Origin of the sequence: Anoxybacillus tepidamans PS2, assembly GCF_000620165.1 — a bacterium.
Taxonomy (GTDB): domain Bacteria; phylum Bacillota; class Bacilli; order Bacillales; family Anoxybacillaceae; genus Anoxybacteroides; species Anoxybacteroides tepidamans_A.
In genome coordinates this window covers 13,692-35,377 of the sequence record NZ_JHVN01000010.1, presented here as the reverse complement: position 1 = coordinate 35,377, position 21,686 = coordinate 13,692, and the positions used below count along the sequence as shown (strand labels likewise).

At 42.2% G+C, this 21,686-nt stretch carries 22 protein-coding genes and 1 pseudogene; 8 read left to right on the top strand and 15 right to left on the bottom strand.

Annotation, left to right across the window (positions count from 1 at the left end):
* Window positions 1–48: 48 nt before the first annotated feature.
* The 3 genes and pseudogenes from N667_RS0109500 to N667_RS18520 all read left to right on the top strand — a co-directional run bounded on the left by N667_RS0109500 (window position 49) and on the right by N667_RS18520 (window position 1,665).
* Window positions 49–915, top strand: a complete 867-nt coding sequence (locus tag N667_RS0109500) for a permease (RefSeq protein WP_027409354.1) — start codon at window positions 49–51, stop codon at window positions 913–915.
* A gap of 13 nt (window positions 916–928) precedes the next feature.
* Window positions 929–1,084, top strand: coding sequence for a hypothetical protein (locus N667_RS19770; RefSeq protein WP_156936107.1), 156 nt, complete (start codon window positions 929–931; stop codon window positions 1,082–1,084).
* Window positions 1,085–1,156: 72 nt separating this feature from the next.
* A pseudogene (locus tag N667_RS18520) lies at window positions 1,157–1,665 on the top strand (N-acetyltransferase family protein).
* A gap of 525 nt (window positions 1,666–2,190) precedes the next feature.
* On the opposite strand, the gene N667_RS0109485 reads toward N667_RS18520, so the two are convergent.
* The 10 genes from N667_RS0109485 to hmpA form a co-directional block, all read right to left on the bottom strand.
* Window positions 2,191–2,385, bottom strand: coding sequence for a hypothetical protein (locus tag N667_RS0109485; RefSeq protein ID WP_027409353.1), 195 nt, complete (start codon window positions 2,383–2,385; stop codon window positions 2,191–2,193).
* An 89-nt stretch (window positions 2,386–2,474) separates the two neighbouring features.
* On the bottom strand, window positions 2,475–3,074 hold the full coding sequence (locus N667_RS0109480) for a DUF3298 and DUF4163 domain-containing protein (protein ID WP_035098608.1): 600 nt from the start codon (window positions 3,072–3,074) through the stop codon (window positions 2,475–2,477).
* Window positions 3,075–3,155: 81 nt separating this feature from the next.
* The gene (locus N667_RS19125; RefSeq protein ID WP_051530015.1) at window positions 3,156–4,370 is read right to left on the bottom strand and encodes a LysM peptidoglycan-binding domain-containing protein; all 1,215 of its coding nucleotides are present in this window, start codon (window positions 4,368–4,370) and stop codon (window positions 3,156–3,158) included.
* A 120-nt stretch (window positions 4,371–4,490) separates the two neighbouring features.
* A complete protein-coding gene (locus tag N667_RS0109470; protein ID WP_027409351.1) occupies window positions 4,491–5,726 on the bottom strand; it encodes a DHH family phosphoesterase in 1,236 nt (411 codons plus the stop codon).
* A gap of 32 nt (window positions 5,727–5,758) precedes the next feature.
* Entirely contained in the window at window positions 5,759–7,675 is a 1,917-nt protein-coding gene (locus N667_RS0109465) for a vWA domain-containing protein (RefSeq protein WP_027409350.1), read from the bottom strand.
* 9 nt (window positions 7,676–7,684) lie between these two features.
* Window positions 7,685–8,563 carry an ATP-binding protein gene (locus N667_RS0109460; protein WP_027409349.1) on the bottom strand — a complete coding sequence of 293 codons (879 nt, stop codon included), beginning with the start codon at window positions 8,561–8,563 and terminating at the stop codon, window positions 7,685–7,687.
* Window positions 8,564–8,773: 210 nt separating this feature from the next.
* Complete coding sequence (locus tag N667_RS0109455; RefSeq protein ID WP_027409348.1) at window positions 8,774–9,148, bottom strand: helix-turn-helix transcriptional regulator; 375 nt, start codon at window positions 9,146–9,148, stop codon at window positions 8,774–8,776.
* Window positions 9,149–9,319: 171 nt separating this feature from the next.
* Window positions 9,320–10,222 (bottom strand): formyltetrahydrofolate deformylase, encoded by a 903-nt coding sequence (gene purU / locus N667_RS0109450; RefSeq protein WP_027409347.1) that lies wholly within the window; start codon window positions 10,220–10,222, stop codon window positions 9,320–9,322.
* A gap of 70 nt (window positions 10,223–10,292) precedes the next feature.
* Window positions 10,293–11,243 (bottom strand): peptide-methionine (S)-S-oxide reductase MsrA, encoded by a 951-nt coding sequence (gene msrA, locus N667_RS0109445; protein ID WP_027409346.1) that lies wholly within the window; start codon window positions 11,241–11,243, stop codon window positions 10,293–10,295.
* A 76-nt stretch (window positions 11,244–11,319) separates the two neighbouring features.
* Complete coding sequence (hmpA, locus tag N667_RS0109440; protein ID WP_027409345.1) at window positions 11,320–12,558, bottom strand: NO-inducible flavohemoprotein; 1,239 nt, start codon at window positions 12,556–12,558, stop codon at window positions 11,320–11,322.
* A gap of 180 nt (window positions 12,559–12,738) precedes the next feature.
* Between hmpA and N667_RS0109435 the strand changes: the two genes are divergently transcribed.
* The 5 genes from N667_RS0109435 (at window position 12,739) to speE (ending at window position 15,734) form a co-directional block, all read left to right on the top strand.
* Complete coding sequence (locus N667_RS0109435) at window positions 12,739–13,182, top strand: Rrf2 family transcriptional regulator (protein WP_027409344.1); 444 nt, start codon at window positions 12,739–12,741, stop codon at window positions 13,180–13,182.
* 92 nt (window positions 13,183–13,274) lie between these two features.
* Window positions 13,275–13,784: an FAD-dependent oxidoreductase gene (locus tag N667_RS20170; RefSeq protein ID WP_051530014.1), complete on the top strand. Its 510-nt coding sequence runs from the start codon at window positions 13,275–13,277 to the stop codon at window positions 13,782–13,784.
* Window positions 13,712–14,614, top strand: a complete 903-nt coding sequence (locus N667_RS19435) for an FAD-dependent oxidoreductase (protein ID WP_232223948.1) — start codon at window positions 13,712–13,714, stop codon at window positions 14,612–14,614. The genes N667_RS20170 and N667_RS19435 overlap by 73 nt, the downstream gene beginning before the upstream one ends.
* A gap of 15 nt (window positions 14,615–14,629) precedes the next feature.
* Window positions 14,630–14,785: a hypothetical protein gene (locus tag N667_RS20010; RefSeq protein WP_198020537.1), complete on the top strand. Its 156-nt coding sequence runs from the start codon at window positions 14,630–14,632 to the stop codon at window positions 14,783–14,785.
* A gap of 79 nt (window positions 14,786–14,864) precedes the next feature.
* Window positions 14,865–15,734: a polyamine aminopropyltransferase gene (gene speE / locus N667_RS0109420; protein ID WP_027409343.1), complete on the top strand. Its 870-nt coding sequence runs from the start codon at window positions 14,865–14,867 to the stop codon at window positions 15,732–15,734.
* Window positions 15,735–15,915: 181 nt separating this feature from the next.
* Here the strand turns inward: speE and N667_RS0109415 are convergent, their stop codons facing one another.
* From N667_RS0109415 to treR, 5 genes are all read right to left on the bottom strand, one after another.
* Window positions 15,916–17,085: an acyl-CoA dehydrogenase family protein gene (locus N667_RS0109415; protein ID WP_027409342.1), complete on the bottom strand. Its 1,170-nt coding sequence runs from the start codon at window positions 17,083–17,085 to the stop codon at window positions 15,916–15,918.
* Window positions 17,086–17,222: 137 nt separating this feature from the next.
* Window positions 17,223–18,722 carry an aminotransferase class V-fold PLP-dependent enzyme gene (locus tag N667_RS0109410; RefSeq protein WP_027409341.1) on the bottom strand — a complete coding sequence of 500 codons (1,500 nt, stop codon included), beginning with the start codon at window positions 18,720–18,722 and terminating at the stop codon, window positions 17,223–17,225.
* Window positions 18,723–18,832: 110 nt separating this feature from the next.
* The gene (locus tag N667_RS0109405) at window positions 18,833–19,258 is read right to left on the bottom strand and encodes an acyl-CoA thioesterase (protein ID WP_027409340.1); all 426 of its coding nucleotides are present in this window, start codon (window positions 19,256–19,258) and stop codon (window positions 18,833–18,835) included.
* Window positions 19,259–19,417: 159 nt separating this feature from the next.
* Window positions 19,418–20,830: a Na+/H+ antiporter NhaC family protein gene (locus tag N667_RS0109400; RefSeq protein WP_027409339.1), complete on the bottom strand. Its 1,413-nt coding sequence runs from the start codon at window positions 20,828–20,830 to the stop codon at window positions 19,418–19,420.
* Window positions 20,831–20,965: 135 nt separating this feature from the next.
* Window positions 20,966–21,682, bottom strand: coding sequence for a trehalose operon repressor (treR, locus tag N667_RS0109395; protein ID WP_027409338.1), 717 nt, complete (start codon window positions 21,680–21,682; stop codon window positions 20,966–20,968).
* Window positions 21,683–21,686: the final 4 nt, after the last annotated feature.

The following is a 21,686-nucleotide window of genomic DNA, read 5'->3' as shown; positions in this document are numbered from 1 at the left end:
ATATATTGTTGCATTTTGCAAATAAATTCGAATAAGGAGAGATCATCAATGAGCATAGCGATTCTTCAAGATTTTCTTTATATTGCGTTAGAATTAACTCTTATATTTTTAGGTATTTCGTTCGTTATTCACTTGTTAGAAAGATATATTCCTTATGATAAAATGCAAAGTTTGTTAAAAAAGTGCCATCCGTTATTCGGAGCATTGGTTGCTGTCGCTTTTGCCTTTGTTACACCGTTTTGCTCATGTTCTACGATCCCGGTTGTCGTATCGCTTTTAAATCAGAAAGTCCGTTTCGGTATTGTGATGATTTTTCTATTTGCTTCCCCTGTGCTGGATCCAACAATATTGACACTCATGGCTGCGACACTTGGAGTAAAAGTAGCAACTTCTTATACCATTATCACAACCATTTTATCCATACTGATTGGTTTTACGCTTGAAAAACTTGGGTTTGAAAATCAAATAAAGCAAGTAATGGTGACAGGAGAAGTAGAGACCGGAAAGAAACGAAATATGAAAGAAGCTTTACAGGAGACATTTCACTTAATGAAAACGGTTTATCCATATTTGCTTTTGGGTGCAGGCATCGGAGCCATTATTCATGGTGCTGTACCGACAGAATGGATTTCAACCTATATGGGGAGTGATAAGTGGTGGTTTGTTCCGCTTGCTGCAATCATTGGTATTCCTTTGTACATCCGTCTTTCCACAATGATTCCAATTACACAAATGTTGATTGCAAAGGGCATGGCATTGGGACCAGTCATGGCGCTGATGATTAGCTCAGCAGGTGCAAGCTTGCCGGAGATAACATTATTACACAGTATCTTTAGAAAGAAGCTGGTCTTTGCGTTTGTAGGTTCTGTCATGACGATGGCAACGTTATCAGGATTTTTATTCTATATCATTTAAGGAGGGATTTCAAATGAACATATTGAAAATTCTATTTGGCAATTCCAAAGAAAAGCAAAGTTGCTGCGATATTCAAATTGTAGAAGTAAAAGAAAACCAAGATGTGGCAGACAAAGCCAATATTGAAAGTGAATGCTGTCCATCTACATCAAATCGTGAGTGTTGCTAATTTTACATTGAAAAGGCATTAGGGAGATTCCTGGTGCCTTTGCTGTATGAAAATAAGGAGGGGATTTCTAATATGAACATTCGTAGCTTTTGCAAACAGGATTGGTTGCAAGTGAAAGAAATTTACGAGCAAGGAATTGCGACAGAACAAGCAACGTTTGAAACGACAGTACCATCATTAGAAAAATGGGAATTGACTATTGCCGCAAATTTATGTTTAGTCGCTGAAGACGAAGAAGGAATTCAAGGCTGGTGTAAGATAAGTAAAGTATCGGATCGCTGCGTGTATAAAGGAGTGGGAGAGGTAAGTGTGTATGTTCGAGATGTGAGCCGAGGAAAGGGAGTTGGAAAACAGCTTCTACAAGCTATTATCAAAGAATCAAAGAATCAGAAGCAAAGGGATTTTGGACATTAACTGCGGGGATTTTCCCTGAAAACGTACCAAGTTTACGTTTACATCAAAGTGTTGGATTTCGTGAAGTCGGCATACGACAACGTATAGGAAAATTAAATGGTGTATGGCGTGATGTAGTATTGCTTGAACGTCGTAGTCAAATTTTAGATTATGTAATTACTATTTGAATAAAAAAGTGACAGAATTATTCTTACATTCAATAGTCGACCAAGATAATTCTGTCACTAAAACTGAAATTAGAACTAAGTATAACTGTGTCATTTAGCCAAGTGAAATTCTGAGCCAGATAAAAATTAAATTATGTATACTCATGTGTTGCATTTAATCAATATAAAATTATGTCAATTAAATGACAGAAATGTATATCGATAAATACAATATTATGGGCGAGGTTCGTTAACCATATAAAATTTTGTCATTAATCCATACAGAATTTTGTCAATGTACATACATGGACACTTGAGGGAAGAAACCCTCGTATTTCAGGAAAATTTATTAGTTAACATAATATAAATTATAGGAAGTAACAAAAATTGAAACAATAAATATCTCAAAAATAAAGAAAACTTGTTTTATTGAGACAGAAACAAAAAATAAAAACATGCAGCGGTTGGATTTCGTGTTTGTTCGGACCGCTGCATGTTAGCCAATTGCTATTACAGAAAGTCATAATCTCATCCTTCCAAGCCGAATTAGGCGATGTCAATGTTGCGATAGCGCACACCTTTATACTGAACACGGACAGGAGCAGCTTTTTCTTTTTCATACGTTTGCAGCAATTGTTTTACTTTTAAAAATGCTTCCATCATTCCTTCAGCAAGAACTGCTTCTTCCCATACCACCGATTTGGCCTGCTCTGTGTAAAACAAAAAGACATACTGTTTCAACGCTTTCACCTCCACTGTCTATATTATAAAAAGACTGTATTTCTTAAAATACATAAACTGTTACAATTATGTTAACTTTTTATGAAGATTTATATCATTTTTCCTAATGGTGATTGTTCGTTAATAAGCGGTTGGATTTCATATACGGATATCGGAAAATGCGGCAGTCCATAAGCGTAGGGAGTGAGATCATATAACTGATAAAAGAGCACGAGCACTTTATCGGCGATATAGAAATCCTGGTTGGGCGAGATGCCTTTAAACGGCGGGTCTAGCAGAAAAATATCCCGCTCTTTAATTTGTTTTGCTACAAGATCGGATAGCGGTTTGACATAATCTTTGTTCGGCAAAAATAACTCTCTAAGAGAATATTTTTTTCCCGTTGCCACATCAAATGTTAGCCCCTTAACAATCGTCATTCCGTGAGCGCCGCCTGAGTACGCATAATTAATCATCGTTAAACTTAAAACGCCTCTTTCGTTCGCCTTCAATTCAAAGGTTCCTGTGACCTCTGTTTGTGGGTTTTGATAAAATCCTTGGTCAGCAATTAATTTTCGCATGACAGCTGCAATTTCGTAATTGATTTTTTGTTCTGCCTCTTTATTGGGCAGTCCATACACAATCGGATAATACAGCTCCATCCGCTTTTGTTTTACATGTTCAACGCGAATATTGACAGGCAGCTCCATCCTCTTCTCCCCTTTTTTCTTACGATATTCAATCGTAGAAAAAAACGTGTAGCCGATTCGACTACACGCTTCATAAACATGTTATGACGGATTATTCATTTTCCATTCCCAATATTTTAAATAGTTATAAGGATTAACGGCATTCCAATTCAAATCGTACATACCGAAATGCAAATGCGCCACAAATTTACCAGTGGTTCCGACTGGGCCGTAGCCGGAATCGCCGACATAGCCAATAAGCTGGCCTTTTTTCACTACTTGTCCTTGTTCGATGCCTGTTGCGTAGTTTTGCATATGCGCATAATAAATATAGACTCCTTCATTTGTCTTCACAGTAAGACGCCAGCCACCTAAATCGCTCCACCCTTTTCGAACAATGGTTCCATCTGTAGAGGAGTAAATCGGAGTGCCTTTTGGCGCAATGATGTCGACCCCTTCATGCACACGCTCTCCGCCGTATTGCCTGCTGTCACCAAATGTATCGCCAAACGGTTTGTAAGTTCCTGCTTTCAGCGGGAACAAAGCGTCTTGCAAACGATCTGGAGCCGCTGGTTTTGGCAGTGCTCCATCCGTAATTTTTAGCACTTGTCCTACATAAATCGTATCAGAAGATAAATTATTAAGAGTTTTTATCTGTTGAACAGTTGTTCCATATTTTGTTGCAATAGAATACAAGCTGTCGCCCGGCTGCACCGTATATGTCACAGCGGTTGGCGTAGATGTAGATGGTGTAGTCGTGCCGCCCGTGCCCGTCGAAGGAGTTGTTTGTGTTGGTTTGGCTACATAAAGCGTTTGACCAACAAAAATCGCGTCAGATTGCAGTTGGTTCCAAGATTTCAAATCTGAAAGTGAAATGCCATAATCACGGGCAATAACCGAAAGTGTTTCGCCCGTTTGAACTGTATGAGTGGTATATGTCCCTTTTTCGGCTGGAATAATTAATGATTGGCCAGGATAAATCGAATCGTTCGCTAGGTGATTACGAATTTTAATATCCGCGATTAATACTTGATATGTTTTGGCGATTAAAGATAATGTATCCCCAGCCTTTACTGTATAAGTCGTTTCATGTTGATGCGGAGGTAATAACGTTAACGTCTGGCCTACATAAATTTGATCGCTTTTTAATCCATTCCAACTTTTCAAATCTTCTACTGATAGATGATTAGCTGTAGCGATCTTCCAGAGAGTGTCCCCTGCTTGCACTTTGTACGTCAGTTCGTGCGCACTCACTTTCCCTACTCCACTAGCTAATAGCGCGAAGGCTACGCCTGCCACCCATGCTTTTTTTCTCATCTTGCACCTCTCTCTGCTAGTTTAGTATATTCCTATTTTACATAGGAGGCTTGTGTGAGGGCAGACTGTAATTGTTGGAAATATTCAAAAAAAATAAAAAGAGGTGGCACAACGCCACCGTTACCGCTTGCTTTTGTATTGCTCTACTGCTTCTGAATAGCGTGCAAATACAGCTTCTTTCTGCCACGAAAGCTGTTGATGCAGATAATCTGAAACGAGAGCGTCATCGGCTAATCCCGCGGCAAAATTTCGTTTGACCCACCGTTCTGCCTCGTCCCATGTCGAAAAAGAAGCCACCATGGAGTGATTCTCCCAAAGACTCCATTCTTTTTTCTCATTTAAATAGAGAAAAAACCACTGTTCTCGATTGTTTTTAAAAAAGCAGCCTAGATGATGTTCTTTTGTATTATACCGGTTTTGTTCCGCGTCGTGATAAATTGGCGGAAGCTGAAACGCGGTCGTGGCAAATCGTAAGAACGTGTCAGCGTTCATTAAACAACCAGACGCCTTTGGATGACCGCCTCCGCCAAATCGTTTGGCGAATTCCGCTACATCTACTGCATCGTGGATCGTCCGAAACCCGATATGTTTCGTTCCAAGATTGATCATCGCAATGAGATCCAAATGCGGACAACGTTTCGACAGCATATTTCCTAATTCAGAAATATGCTGCTCAGCAAACACAATCCCCACGCAATATTCATCAATCCACGTTTGCACCATATGTTTTTGTTTCATACGGATATAACGCTGGACTTTTTTCTCCTCGATCTGAAACACGAACTCTTCCATGTCTGTAAAGGAGAATGGTTGTTGCATTTGCAGCCGCTCGGTCATTTGTTTGACAAACTCATCGATCCCGAGCATCGAAAACAAATCATTTAGACGCTTGGCACGAATATTGTTGTTCTCATCCCAATCCCACGTATCATACTGGCGAACGAGTTCCACAAATTCATCGAGCGTCTCATTTCGTTCTAAATATTGCTGGTGAACAAGGAATTCATAAAACAAAGAGGTCGCACACGTCTTCATTCCTTGTTGATTGACAGGTTCCACCTGCCCCCACGGATAGCGGTTAAAGTGAAGAGCGGTGGCATGATGGTCAATGAGCTGCACATGCCCCCCAGCAGCAAACCGTTCTGCAAGCTGCTGTTCTACTTCAGCGTTCACCGATAAATCGGTAATAAAAAGCTGGGATTCACGGTCTTGGTGATCCTCTACAAACCGTTGGACACGCTCATTTAAATTTCGATATGAACAGTAAGAAATGTGGACCTGATCACCGAAAGCGAGAGCAGCCAATAAGGCGCAGCCGACGCCATCTAAGTCACTATCGGTAAACAGCTTGATCATCATTACTTCTCCCCTTCCCACATCAGTGGTTGTTACAAACTTTTATATAATAACTTCTTCAGAAGAGGGAACAAAATATCGGGCAACTGTTCGATGGTTGGGACAAGCACGCTATGTTTTCCGTAAATATTTTGGATCGTGTTATATTGTCCTTCATCGATGTCCCCGTTTGCCAAAAAAACGTTAATGACTTCAATCCCCCGTTTTCGCGCTTCAAGCACCGCTTCATACGTATCAACAATCCCGTTTTGCTCATAACCAAATGCCGCTGGCTCTCCATCTGAAAAGACTAACAAAAACTTTTGCTTTTCTGAACGCTCTAGCAGCCTCTCTGTCATTATACGAATCGCAAAACCGTCCCGATTATCTTCTTGCGGTTCAAGCTGCATAATTTCCGCGCCGCTCTGCTTTTTTAAAGAACGCGAAAAAGAAATAACTGTTTGAAAATAATTCGGCTGCTTTTTTTCGTGGGCTTCGTCCGGGTTTTCCCAAAATCCAACAATTTCGTGTGGCACCAAGAGAGCTTTGAGGGCCTCGTGAAATAAAATCACACCTCGTTTCGTCTCTTCCATCTTATCGTACATCGAGGCCGAGCAGTCGACTAAAAGCGTAAATACCGCATCAATGTGAACGGACGGTTCCCGTTTTTTATAAAATAAGCGCGGCTGCTCATCAGTCCATAGACGCAGCAGCTTTTTATGCAGACGGCCAAAATGCAAATCCGTACGCGGCAATATCTTTTTATGTTCCAGTGTTTTTTCGATGATTTGTTTCAGCTTTTTCTGATACGAAACAATTTCTGTTTTCTTCTGCTCATATTGAGCCAGCTGTGTGAAGGTTGGAGATGAGGGAGAAAGAAAAATCGCCTCGGCATATCGGTTGACCTTTCCGTATACATCACCGGCGCCGGTAGGACGAGCCTCTCGTTGTTTTTCTATTGCCTCCCTCCGGGCATAATCATTTCTTTTGCTTTTTTGCGCCGAACCTTGAACGATCGCCAACGCCTGATCCCCGTCCTCTCCTTCGCGCACTCCTTCTCCAAGCAAATCCGTTTGCGACCCTTGCTCTAATTCAAACTGCAAAAAACTTTTAGTCATATCGCTCGTTTCCCGATGCCACGTCGGTAACTTTTGTTCATGAATATCTTCATCGCCTTGTTTTTCATGATCGAGCACATCGCAATGATTAAGCGCCTCCGTTCGTTTGAGATCATCGATCGTCAGCCCTGTTTCTTCTTCATAGCTATGCTCTGGCAAATAAAAGTACGTGTTTAACATATCGCGCTCTAGTATATCATCGAATGCTTCTACAATCGTCCAAGCGATGTGGGCCACGTCTTTTGTCGAAGCGGCATCAAAAAATTGGCCAAGCGTCTGACGCAACCATGGCATCATCCGATCAATCGGCTCAATCATCACCGGAACCTCCTCAAGCGGAGATTCAGACGTAAGCAATAAATAGATGGTGGCGAATAACGCATCTGTATGCACACTTTTTACAAGGTTGGCGCTTGTTTGACTTTGGAAATAACGGCGATAGACCTCACGGCGGGTACGAAACCATCTTTTAGTGCCCGGACGCTCTTTTTTGCATAACTCCTCTAGGCGCAAATCTTCGGCAAGCATCAATAGCTGCCTAGCAAAACTAGGAACGGAGGTGGTTTTCGCTTTGTCAATAAATCTTTTGACTTCTGACGCCTCCGTATGAAAGAAGGTTCCGACCGTCCGTAAACATACATCGCTTTTAAAACCATTGATTTTTTCTTCCGCTGGACGATTGTCCCAAAAATAACTAACGTATACCGTTCGATTCGGAACATCTAAATAGGATTGAAATCCAAAGGCGATTTCCCAATCGCTTTGTTTCATCAACGTTTTCGTTAAATCGGATAATTGCATAAATAAAAACGAGTCAATCTTTTTGTCGTTGAACTGGATAAATCGTTTCATGGCGCCCCCTCAGTCAAAGAGCGTTTCCGCAATGTTCCGCACCGCTGCCTTCTCGCGTTCGTCCTCTAACTTTTCAATAATCCCCCGTTCGATGGCGCGGAGAGGAGGCAAATAGGTAGCTAAGTCGCATACGTCAATTAGGGCGCGAATGGAGGCGGCTTCTTCGGAAATTTGGCCGTTTTTTGCTTGAATCATCAGGTCGGCTGACAAGGCAACAAAGCGATCGATGAGCGCTTCATCCTTTAATATACTTTGCGCAAGTAACACCGTTTTTAATGCATTTCCTTGAATATATGGGATTTCAATCACTACAAAACGATTTTTGAGCGCCTCATTCAACGGAACGGTTCCGACATATCCTTCGTTGATAGCAGCAATGACACCAAATGTTGGTTTCGCTTTGACGACTTCTCCGGTAAAAGGGTTGGTAATCGTTTTTCGATGGTCCAAGACCCCGTTTAAAATCGGCAATGTCTCAGGTTTGGCCATATTAATTTCATCGATATACAACAGATGCCCCTTTTGCATCGCTTGAACCACTGGTCCAGGAATAAATTCGATGGTAGTCTTGCCGTCGCGTTCACCAATCGTTTTAAATCCTAGTAATGCTTCCGCGTCCAAATCGACAGAACAGTTGATGCTATGCATCGGCTGGCCAAATAAGTGAGACAGCGTTTCAGCTAGTTTCGTTTTGCCTGCTCCTGTCGGTCCTTTCAACAATATATTTTTCCCCAACGCTAACGCTACAACCGCGTCATATACAATGGATTCATCCGCTGCTGTATAGCCTCCTTTTCCGATCAGATACGCATCTTCATCGCCAATAAATTGTTGTCTTCGTTCCTTTATGATTTGTTCGATCGTAGTCGGCAATAATGGTGCATTCATGCTGTGGTCGTCCTTTCTCTCTTAATAAATACCATCTTATTCTAGTGAACCGTATTACTATATGGCAAGCATCTTGCCTCACCCATCAAACAAAAAACTATTCCATTTCCGTCTGATACGAAACAAGTAAATGCCCATCTGAGACATAAAGACGAATAGTATTTGATAAAAATATTATGTAAACATAATGAGGGGGAGAGGCGTCTCCCTTCACTTAAAATTATCTTGTATCGCTTTGCGGATCAACGCTTCGCAGCGGTCCAGCTCCGCTTTTAATTGCCGTTTGTATAGCTTTGCTTTTTCATATCCGCCATCCGCAAAACGATAATAAACGACTTCTTGATATTTCATGCCCTCTTTCTTTTGCTTAACTTGCTTTAAAACCCCATCCTCGATTAAATCGTGGAGCGCTTTATATACTTCTGAATGGTTCGGTTTATAGCCATACGGCTTAAATTCTTGGCGCAATACGTCTAGTATTTTTAATCCATATAAACGCTCCTGCTCTGTCAATGTAATTAAATACAATTTTAAAAAGGCTCGCTGCTTTAATAAAAAACCGCTCGGAGTTCGCTTTTCGCGCATGCCTGCCTCTCCTTTCTTATTCGCAATTCGCATCTTACATGCTCTTGTTATAACCATTCCACCTTATTTATAAAAATCCTTCTCTTTCATATATGTTTTTTTAGAACATAGTTTATTTTATCATAAAACAAACAGAAATACCCGTGATGTCCGAGTATTTCCTTTTCTTCGTTAGCTAAACACAATCGTCTTATTTTGATGAATAATGACGCGATCTTCCAAATGCCATTTAAGTGCGCGAACAAGCACCGTTTTTTCAATGATTCGTCCGATTCGTTTCAAATCTTCCGGATGATGGCGGTGATCCACTCTGGCTACATCTTGTTCGATAATCGGGCCCTCATCTAAGTCGTCGGTGACATAATGCGAGGTGGCGCCAATTAACTTGACTCCTCGCTCATAAGCGCGCTCATACGGTCTTGCGCCGACAAACGCTGGAAGAAACGAGTGATGAATATTGATGATTTGAGCCGGGAATTCGGCTACAAATTTCGAAGATAAAATTTGCATGTAACGGGCTAGCACAACGGTGTCAATGTTATACTGTTTCAGTAGCGAAATCTGTTGTTGTTCAGCCTCTTCTTTTTTCTCCTTCGTCACCGGAATATGATAATAAGGAATTCCTAGCGGCTCAACGATGCTTTTCATATGTTCGTGATTGCTAATAATAAGAGGGATGTCCGCCAGCAACTCTCCTGCTTGCCATTCTGAAAGCAATTCTAACAAACAATGTTCTTCTTTAGAAACAAAAATAGCGACTCGTTTTATATCGGTATGTACATGGAACCGCCAGTTCATCTGAAATGTTTCAGCGATGCCGCGAAACAAAGTTTCCACCCGCTCTTTTTTCGCTGCAAATTCAGGACAGTCAAATTCAATTCGTAAAAAAAATGTTCCTCCTTTCGGGTCCGTCGTATATTGGCTTGATTCCACAATATTTGCTCCTTGCTCATACAAAAACGATGTGACTGCTGCCACAATGCCAGGTTGATCTGGACACGAGATCAATAGCCGAGCACGATGCTGATACTTTTGTAAAAAGGCTTGCCGCCGCTGCTGTTGAAACGTATGCATATCCAATCTCCCCCTCTTTTTTCAATTTTTCATCATCATACAAAAAAACGGTTGGAATGCCAACCGTTTTTTACTCAAATAAATAGACATATTGTCCGTATCCTTCTTTTTCTAAATCTTCTTTTGGAATGAAACGCAAAGCTGCCGAGTTGATGCAATAGCGAAGTCCGGTTGGCGCTGGACCGTCGTTAAAGACGTGGCCTAGATGCGAATCGGCTTCGCGACTGCGCACTTCTGTCCGAACCATGCCGTGACTCACATCGAGTTCCGTTTTTATATTTTCCGGCGCAAGCGGCTTCGTAAAACTCGGCCAACCGCATCCAGCATCGAATTGATCAAGCGTGCTAAACAAGGGCTCCCCTGACACAATGTCGACATAAATGCCAGGGTGTTTATTATTCCAGTACGGATTGTCAAACGGGGGCTCGGTTCCGTTTCGTTGGGTCACTTCGAATTGAAGCGGGGTAAGTTTTTGCCGCAACAGTTCCTCTCTTTTCTTATCGCGCCAATGTTGTTTCAAAAATGCCTCTCTTCCGGACCCGATCCGGTACAGCTTGTAACGGATCGGATTTTTTTTATGATAGTTTTGGTGATACTCCTCTGCCGGATAAAACGTAGAAGCAGGCAAAATTTCTGTCACAATGGGTTGGGAAAAACGGCCGCTTGCTTCAAGTTCTCGTTTCGATTGCTCGGCTAAACGACGCTGTTGTTCATTATGATAAAAAATCGCTGTTCGATAAGAAGCGCCGCGGTCGTGAAATTGCCCGCCGTCATCAGTCGGATCAATTTGCCGCCAATAGATCTCGAGTAGCTTTTCATACGGAAAAACAGCCGGATCAAACGTAATTTGCACCGCTTCATAATGACCTGTTGTATGTGTACACACTTCTTCATATGTAGGGTTGGGAGCATGTCCTCCGGTATACCCTGAGACAACCTTCATAATGCCTGGCTGGTCTTCAAATGGAGCGACCATGCACCAAAAACAGCCACCGGCAAACGTAGCTAGCTCATAACCCATATTCATCACTCTCCTTTGTCCTTATCATACCAAAACAGGCACCTTCCTCAAACTCGGAAGATGCCTGTAAATTCGCTTATTTCGTTAAATCGCCGGCTGGACCGAAAAATTCATAATGAATCTGCTCTTCTGATACGCCCCATTCTTTAAGCGCCTGATAGACGGTTTTCATAAACGGGATAGGGCCGCAGAAGTAAAAATCTGCATCTGGATGCTGTACGACCGACTGAATGAACGCTAGATCGATATACCCTTCTTTCGCAAAATGCGGGTGACGACGATCCGTGTCCGAAGGGGATTGATAGCAGACGTAATAACGCAATGCTTCCTTTTCCTCCGCTAGGCGGACCAGATGTGAATCAAACGCATGAACCTCGCCGTTAACCGCCGCATGAATGAATGTGACTTTTCTCTCTGGCTGTTTTGCTGCGAGTGTGTTCGCCATGCTCAACAGCGGCGTGATTCCCACACCACCGCTCATGAATACGACTGGTGTTTCTTTTGTCATATCAAGCGTAAAATGACCAGCAGGCGCACTTAGTTCAAGAACATCCCCTTCATTCACACAGTCGTGCAAATAGTTAGAAACAATACCGGCTGGCCGATCCTCCGTCGCCGCCTCACGTTTGACGCTAATTCGATAATATCCAGTCCCTGGGGCATCCGATAAACTATATTGACGAATATGTGTATACGTTTCTCCAGGAATGTTCACTTTTACACTCACATATTGTCCCGGCAAAAAGTCACTGATCGTTCCATCGTCTTCAGGTACAAGATAGAACGATGTAATAACCGCACTTTCTTTTACTTTTTTCTGTACGATAAATTTGCGGAAATCTTTCCATCCCCCCGCCTTTAATTCCGCTTCTTTATACATTTGCGCTTCCACTTGAATGAATACGTCTGCAATGACTCCATATGCTTCCTTCCATGCTTCAATGATGTCATCTGTTGCTGCGTCCCCCAACACATCTTTAATCGCCAACAATAAATGCTGACCAACAATTGGATAGTGCTCTTTTTTGACACCTAAGCTGCGATGCTTATGGGCAATCTGCTTCACGACCGGTAAGATCGCTTCTAGATTGTCAATATGCTTTGCAGCCGCATAGACAGAAGCGGCCAACGCCTTTTGTTGACGCCCTTGTTGTTGGTTCGCATGATTGAAAATGTTCAACAACTCCGGATGTTTAGAGAATAAAAGCTGATAAAACCGTTTGGTAATTTGTTCTCCGTATTGCTCTAACACAGGAACCGTTGATTGAATGATGTCAATCGTTTTTTTGCTTAGTAGTGATGTAGTTTGGCTCATCTATAATCCCCTCACAAAACATGTATTTTGTATACATGTTTATTGAACCATAGAGCATCTTTAAAAAGCAATATTTCAAATACATCTTTAACAAAATGTTCACATTTCGTTTTCTGTTACAATCAATATGAAGTTATGGTAAAATGAGTAACGAACCAAGCATTTAAAGGTGTGAAAAAAATGCAGTTAACCAACTATACTGAATATGCTTTGCGCGTACTTCTTTTTTTAGGGACGCTTGAGCCAGAAGAAAAAACGAATATTAAAGAAATTTCTCGGGTGTTCTCGATTTCTGAACACCATCTAAGTAAGATCGTGTACGAACTCGGAAAACATGGATTTATCGAAACGATTCGTGGACGAAACGGCGGCATTCGCCTCGCGAAAAAACCGGAGGACATTCGGATCGGTACGGTTGTACGCCATACTGAAGATAACTTGTCGCTTGTCGAATGTTTTGCTGCCCACGGCAGCCACTGTGTGATCGTTCCCGTCTGTCAACTTAGACACGTGCTTCACGAGGCGCTAGAAGCCTTCTTGCGTGTACTAGATTCCTATACATTAGCTGACCTGCTTTCAAACAAACAGCATTTACAGACGATTTTTCGCCACTTCTCTTCATGAGGAACCGTTCTATAGCAAGGACGGTTCCTTTTTATATTTTTAGTAAACGGCGGCATACTACTAGCAAATACAGGTTGAAGGTGGAGTTATTCATGAAAGAGCAAGATGCCGTCATTATAGGAGCAGGTTTAGCTGGTCTTACTTGCGGCTGGTACCTTGCCCGACAAGGATATAAAGTCATCATATTAGAAAGCGAACCGATTGTCGGGGGACGTACCGCATCATGGAACGACAACGGAATGGGGGTCGAATCTGGCTTTCACCGTTTTATCGGCTATTACCGAGCTTTGCCACGACTCCTGCAAAGTGTCGGTGTTGGTTTAAATGAGATTTTATATTGGGAAAAAGAAATCGATATTATAAAGGACAGAGACACTTTCGGCACGTTCGGAATCGCGCCTATTTTCGCTCCTTTGCGCTTCTTAAGAGGAATCATTGACAACCATGAGCTGGTCGGTTTCCGCGACAAGACCTCATTGCTCCCTTTTTTATTCATGGACTTTATGACTGTATCATTCGACCAGGAGCATTGGATCAGTTCAGTGTGTATGAGTACGCAAAACGGCACGGTGTTTCCGATCGAGCAATCGACTTATTATTAAGACCGTTAACAACGGGAATTTTCTTTTTGCCCATTGAACAGTTTTCGGCCTATGTCTTTTTTGGTTTAATGAAACCGGCGATCCCTCGATTTTATAAAATGCGAATCGGCGCCTTTAAAGGCGGAATGACAGATGTGATGGTACTGCCTATTGTAAAGGCAATTGAGGCAAAAGGCGGCATCATTCTTACAGAAATGAAAGTAGATGGACTCCTGATGCAAAACGGACGCGTTAGTGGAGTAAGCGCCAATGGCGAAACGATTCGGGCGAAGGAAACGATCCTAGCAACAACTTTAGGGGCCGCTAAAAAACTGCTAGCGCCATACTTTTCGAGTCATCCAGCATTTGCTTCATTGTTTACGCTTCCAACCATGTCGGCCGTCACTGTACAAATTCATACAGACAGACCTTTGCGCCCTTATGACCGAACGACTTTCGCCCCTCTTACATGTCTTGCGAGTTTCGCTGAACAGTCACGGACAACATTTCGCCATATACCGGGACGGTTGTCTATTATTTTGGCCGCACCAGAGCAGTTTCTCTCGAGATCCTCTCAAGAAATCATGGAAATCGTATGTCAAGATGCGGAGAAAATTGGCATGTCGCTACAAACACATATGACAGATTACCGTGTTGTTTCCCATACGGAAGACTTTCATTCACTCGCGCCTGGACATGATCATCTTCGTCCTTCCCAGCAAACACCGATTTCAGGACTAACTCTCGCTGGAGATTATACACGTCAGCCATATTTTTCTACGATGGAAGGAGCCGTGATATCAGGGGAAAGAGCGGCAGCGGTGGTGGCCAGACGATTACAAAATCAATAAAAGGAGGAACATATCGTGAAAAAAACATGGTTGTCTCTTTTATCCGTTACGTTTCTTATAGCTACATTACTTGCGGGCTGTGGAAACAATAGTCAAGAAAAAGAAGAGAAGCGGAATCAGTCTTCGGACACTTCAGGTGGCGGAATGCACTCATCTGGCACTGGGCAATAAGAAAGGTTTGTCACATTGCCCAAAATATATTACTATTAGAAAGGTGCGAAAAAACGGGAATTAACTGAGGGAGGTTGCAATGAAACAACTACAAGATTCACTACCGCCTTATCTCAAAACCGAAAACGGAGATCTTTGGCTCACCGAGGATGACCGTGAGAACCTAAAAATTAGCTACCGCATTAAAGACGTTATTTTCTCACAGCAATCAGCTTTCCAACATGTCATGATTTTGGACTCATATGATTTTGGTCGTATGCTCGTATTAGACGGAGTCGTGCAAACGACGTCTATCGATGGACATATTTACAACGAAATGATTTCACATATCCCATTGCAATTGCATCCATCTGCCAAGAAGGTTCTCATCATCGGCGGCGGCGATTGCGGGGCAGCAAAGGAAGCGGCGAAATATTCTCATATTGAACAGATCGACATGGTTGAGATTGATGAAATGGTGGTACAGTCATGTAAAGAGCATTTGCCAGCTGTTTCTGGAAATTTATCGGATCCGCGCGTTCGCTTCATTTACACGGACGGAGTAGCATTTGTAAAAGAGCGTGAGAACGTATACGATATCATTATTATTGACTCGTCCGATCCTGTCGGCCCTGCAGAAGCGCTCTTTTCTTACGATTTCTATGCAAGCGTCCGGCGCGCTTTGAAAGATGACGGTCTTATGGTGTGCCAAAGCCAATCGCCTATTTTCCATTTAGACATTTTAAAACAAACGCATGCTAACATTCGTCAATTATTCCCGCATGTGGCGGTTTATACGGCGACGGTGCCGACATATCCTGGCGGGCTATGGAGCTTTACTATCGGCTCTAGCATTCCGCTTTCGCTTCCAGAAACGGCATCTCTGCCAAATGATACGAAATACGTGAACGAAGCGGTATTGAAGCAATGCTTCCAACTGCCGGAGTTCATGCGGAAAGAGCTTGAATAGTCGCTCATTCATCGTTATCCCAAGCCATTGGGATAACGATTTTTTTAACCCTCCAAGAAAGGGTGGAAGAGGTTCATCGAGAACAACTATTTAATACATAGTTAAAAAATAATTTGAAATACTGCTAACTAAAAGAGCACACATATTTAGGTCTCCTAATACATGTGCTCTTTGAACTGCGTTATTTTTCTCTCAACGCACGATTAGCTAGGATCGACAAGGTAATATCGTCTGCGGGCGGATTATAGAGCCCGGCGCGCACATCGCGGTAATAGCGCTGCAACGGATTGGACGTAAACAAACTTTGACCGCCGACAATGCGCATCGCTAAATCGACGACATGAACGGCGGTATTGGTCGCCACATACTTTACTGCCGCCAGTTCTTCTTTCATTTCAGGCCGTTTCGCAGGATCGCGGTCCCATTGGTCGGCGACCGCATACATAAAATGACGGGCCGTCATCAGTTCCAAATCGATTTGGGCAATTTTTCGTCGCACTTCTGGAACTTCAGCAATCGGATGTGACAGACTGTTCGGTTCATATGTTTTGGCAAATTCAATCGCTTCATTCCGCGCCGCCATCGCGATTCCTAAATAACAAGCTGGAATGTGGAGAAGCCATCCTTGCGCTTGGCCTTTTGCCTTTGATGCATGAATGAATTCCACGAGCGCTTCTTCCTCGACTTCAACCTCGTCTAAAATTAAATCATCGCTTCTTGTTCCCCTCATTCCTAGCGTATTCCATGTTTCAGCAATACGAAGGCCCGGAGCGGTTTTGGGAACGAGAAAATTCCCGACTTCTCCCGTCTCTTTGATCGTTGCCGATACAATAAAGTAATCAAGCGCAGGCGCAAGCGATGTGAACGTCTTTCGTCCTGAAATTCGCCAGCGGCCGTTTTTCTTTTCCGCTGTTGTTTCCGGTTTTCCGCCGCGCGCTGGACTTCCTGTCGCCGCTTCGGAGTGCGCGCTATTCAACAAAATTTGGTCTTCAACAATTTCTTTGCATATGCCCTCAAATACCGCACGAGGCCATTTTTGTTGTTCTGCCAAATTCATTATGATGCCTAAATGCCATCCGAGCGATAGAGATGTAGCTCCGTCTCCTTGAGCAATTGTTTCTTGAACAAGCAAGAATTCATATAACGAAATGCCTTCTCCCCCATATTCCTTCGGCACGGTAAGAGAAAGAAACCCCGCCTCTTTTAAATCGGCAAAATTATCAAACGGAAATGTTGCTTGTTCATCATGTTGAGCAGCGCGCGTCCGGAATTGTTCAGAAAGCTCCCATGCTCGCTGTTGTAATTGCTGTTCCCGCTCGGTACGAAGAAATAAATGATATAACTCATTCATTGGCTTTCCCCTTCTTTTTCCTTTATGTGTATGTGTTTATTGTACCTGTTATAAGGCGGGGATGGAAATGATATGCAAATAATGAACCTCCCCCACCTATATTTCATTTAGAGGTGGGAGACTTCTCGGTAGGTATGTTAAAGTTCAAAAAGCTGCTGAACGTGGCGATCATCATTAGAATGATAAAATTCATTTTTCTTTTCATCATATAGATACTGTTGTTTCCAAATTTCCTTGTAGCGCACAATATGGCGAATCGCCCGAATGATGTCATACACTTCCTCGTTCGTCATAATAGGATGCAAGGAGATGCGCACCCATCCGGGTTTCGGTAACAGATTACCGCTTTCAATTTGCTGCGCGATTTTTTCTGATTCGTATTGATCGATCCCTAATAAGTAATGACCATACGGCCCTGCACATGAACAACCGCCGCGTACCTGAATACCAAAATAGTCATTTAACAATTTGACAACAAGGTTATAATGGATCCCCTCAACAATGAATGAAACGATACCCATTCGATCTTCCCGATGTCCTTCTAGCACATGAACATCTGGAATTCGCTTTAAATGTGACAATAACAGTCTCGTTAATTCCTTTTCTCTTTCTAGCATTCGGTGGGTGCCCATTTTTTCTTTTAATTGAATGGCTAACGCGGCCTTGATCGTCTGTAAAAAAGGCGGCGTTCCTCCGTCCTCCCGAGTTTCAATATCTTTAATATATTTATAATCTCCCCAAGGGTTTGTCCATAGCACCGTCCCTCCGCCCGGATGGTCTGGAATGCGGTTTTTGTACAACTGGGCATTAAAAATTAAAATACCAGCGCTTCCAGGCCCGCCTAAAAACTTATGTGGAGAAAAATAAATGCCATCTAATTGTTCCAATGGGTCTGCCGGATGCATGTTGATCGGCACATATGGAGCGGAGGCCGCAAAATCCACAAAACAGATGCCGCCGTGTTCGTGCATGATTTTTGCGAGAGCGTGATAAGGCGTTTCAATGCCTGTGACATTAGAACAAGCAGTAAATGCGCCTATTTTTAGCGGTCGATAGTCGTATTGCTTCAATAACTCCCGCAAATGGTCAAGATCAACATCACCCGTTCGCGTTGGACGTATCGTTATGACTTCACCGATCGTTTCTGCCCAAGGCAATAAATTGGAGTGATGCTCCATATGAGTCACAAAAATAACCGGCCTTTTTTCATTTGGAATTTGAAAGTAAGGACGCAATTGTTCCGGCACACGTAAACCGAGTAAACGCTGTAACTTATTTACAGCACTGGTGGTTCCCGCCCCTACCGGAAGAAGTACGTCATTTGGTGCTGCATTTACATGTTTTTTTATCGTTTCTTTTGCATACTGGTAAGCTAATGTGACTTTCGTTCCGGTAATATTCGATTCAGTATGTGTATTGGCGACATATGGCCCTAATTCTTCGATCAATTTTCGTTCAATAGGCTCGTACAAACGGCCGCTAGCGGTCCAATCGGCATAAATCATTCGCTGTTTTCCGAATGGAGAGAAAAAGAAAAAATCGGTGCCAATGGTGGCTTCGCGAAACGGCTGAAAATACATTTCCAACTCCCCGCGACACGTAAACACTGTATCTCCAATGATCGCCTTAATTTTCATTTTCTCAATCCCTCCCTTCGGTCATTTGTATTGATACTGTATGTATTGAAGACAAAAGCGTTCATAAAAATAAAGCAAAAAACTGCCTAACGGGTTAGACAGTTTTTTGCTTATTTCAACTGATTAGATATATCGGCCCCCGCGTATTTTTCTAAATGTCTTCGCAGTTCGTCGGGAATTGGTTCGCTTTTTTGTGTTTCAAAATTAAAATAGACAACCGTTGCTTCTCCAAGAGCGACCAATGCTTTTGTTTTAGCATCTAAAATGCGGTGAACGAGTTGGAAGCTTTTGTTTCCGATGTTCCCTACATTAGTTTCCACCTCTAGCGTCTGCCCGAAATATGCCTGACGAACAAAATCGCATTTAGCAGACGCGAGAATAAATCGCCATTCATGTACATCTGTACTGTATCCAAGCTGTTCAAACAGCCGGATTCGAGCTTCTTCTAGATACACAAAATAATTGGTATTATTCACATGACCAAGAGCATCCGTTTCACAAAAACGAACCGCTATTGTTGTCGTATGAACCGTCATCTTCTTCTCCTCTTTTCTAACTGACTAGTCAGTATGTTTTTCTTATCATAATGCAAATTCGTTCTTATTGCAATTACATTTTTATTTTTTTGTTGATTATTTAGAACATAGTTTATTTTGATATTTAAATGGGTCGATGGATGACACCATCGACTCGATTTACAAGAAGAAAAACGGAATCACAAGGTATCCAACTAATGCCAAAACTCCGCACAATAATGAGATTTTTAGTTTATATTTGGCATATTCCATAATGTCCAGATCCATAATTGACGCGGTCGTAATCGTTGTATCTCCCAACGGCGAAGCAAATGCGCCAAACGTTCCGCTGGCGAACACAGCTCCTACCGTCATTGGCAATGAAGCGCCTGTCGCAGCTGCAAGCGTCACACCAAGCGGCATAAACAGTCCCCATGTTCCCCATGACGTTCCGATAAAATATGAGATGAGCGAACCGAGTGCAAACATTGTTGCAGGAACAATTTCTTTTGGAAGAAATGTTCCGAATGTCGAAGTAATATATTCGGAAAATCCTAACCCTTCGGCTGTAGAGGATAATGCCCACACAAGAATTAACATGCCGATCGGCGCCATCAATTCGTTGCCTCCATCAAAAAAGTGATAAATCAATTCATGGAGCTTTTGACGGCGAAATAAATAAAACATCGCTGTTGTGATCAATGTTACAAACAGCGCCATTACCATCGCAAACGACGCATCCGCACTAGAAAACGCGGAAATGATTGTTTTGGCTCCCTTGCTCGTTCCATCGTACCAAAAGAAGAATAACGTGAGGATCAAAACGAGACCAAGTGGAAATAACAGATGAAGCGGTTCGCCTACAACGAGCGCCAGTTCTTTTTTAATCCCCAGCCGATGAAACGAATTTGCCTCCTCTTCTTCCTTCTCATGTTCTTCACTTCCAATATGAATGTTTCGAAACGTACTCACTAGCCCCACAACAAGCCCGATGATCGCAAAAAAATTATAAGGTAAACTCGCGACAAAAAGATGATAAGCTGATGTATTAATTTCATTCTGACGGAGCCCCCCCTCAACAACAGATGTCATAAATCCGACAAAGGCCGTAGCAATCGGTAATAATACGATAATTGGCTCCGTGGAAACATCAATCATATACGCCATTTTTCGTTTATCCATACGAAATTTTTCGATCATCGATTTCATCACAGGACCAATGAGCATGATGCGAAACATAGGAGTAAAAAACGTAAAAGGAATGGTCAACCAAATAAACATCAGCAAACGACGCTTCGTATGGATTTTTCCGCTAATCCATTGAACAAATCCTTTCATCCCACCTGTAATTTGCATCATGCCAATGAGCGCACCAAATAAATAAAGAAAAGCAATGACTTTCATATGCCCCATTTCCGTCGCCGTTTGCAGCAACGCATCTACCGCTCGTTCAATAAAGCGAAGCCAGTGACCTTCTAACAAAAACGCACCGACTAACAAGCCCGCGACAAGTCCTGGCAGTATCTCGCGCAACCAAATAGCGAGTGGAATTACAACAAGAAACGGCAATAGTGAAATCCATGTACCTTGCAACTACTCTCACCACCTCTCATTAAAAGGATGACCATAAATACTAAAAACTATTACTTATTATTGATTATTTAGAACATAGTTTAATAAAATTAGATTGGATTAAAAAAACTGCATTTGTCATCGGACAAATGCAGTTCACTGTGTTCTTCGCGCAAAATCAACAAATCGGAATTTATCGAGCCGATGTCTCGATTCAGTATACTGAAACAGACTGGCATCTTCTAAATACACAAAATTTTTCACTACAACAATATGTTCATAGCCGTTTAAATCTAAATATTTTTGATCTTCATCCGTCACTTGATCAACAAACATTTCTTTCTTGGCAAAACTAATTTTGAGCTTTAATTCGTTCTCAATATATTCATAAATCGAGTTTTCACAAATGTCGCGCGTAAGCAATGGAACAAATTTTTCATTAAAAAAATCCTTATCTAAAATGATTTTTTCACCCTCGATTTCCCTAGCACGCACAACTCTCCATACTTCGTCTTTGCTCGTAACACCTAAATGCCTTTTAATATATTCATCAGGTTCGACTTTTTCCAGTTCGTGCACAATCGTTCGGGCCGGTTTTTTCATTTTTTGTGTCAATTCTTTAAAGCTGACCAATCCTGATACAGGAAAATCATATTTTCCGACATCAAGAACAATCGAACCTTTTCCTTTAATTTTCTGAATATAGCCATGCTCCGATAAAAGATTTAACGCTTTACGAATCGTTTCTCGCGACGTATTGTACCGCTGGGATAACTCGTTTTCAGAGGGCAATTTATCGTTCGGTTGAAATGTACCTTTGCGAATATGAAGCAAAATATCGTTATAAATGGCTAAAAACTTATTCTCTTTCATGGTC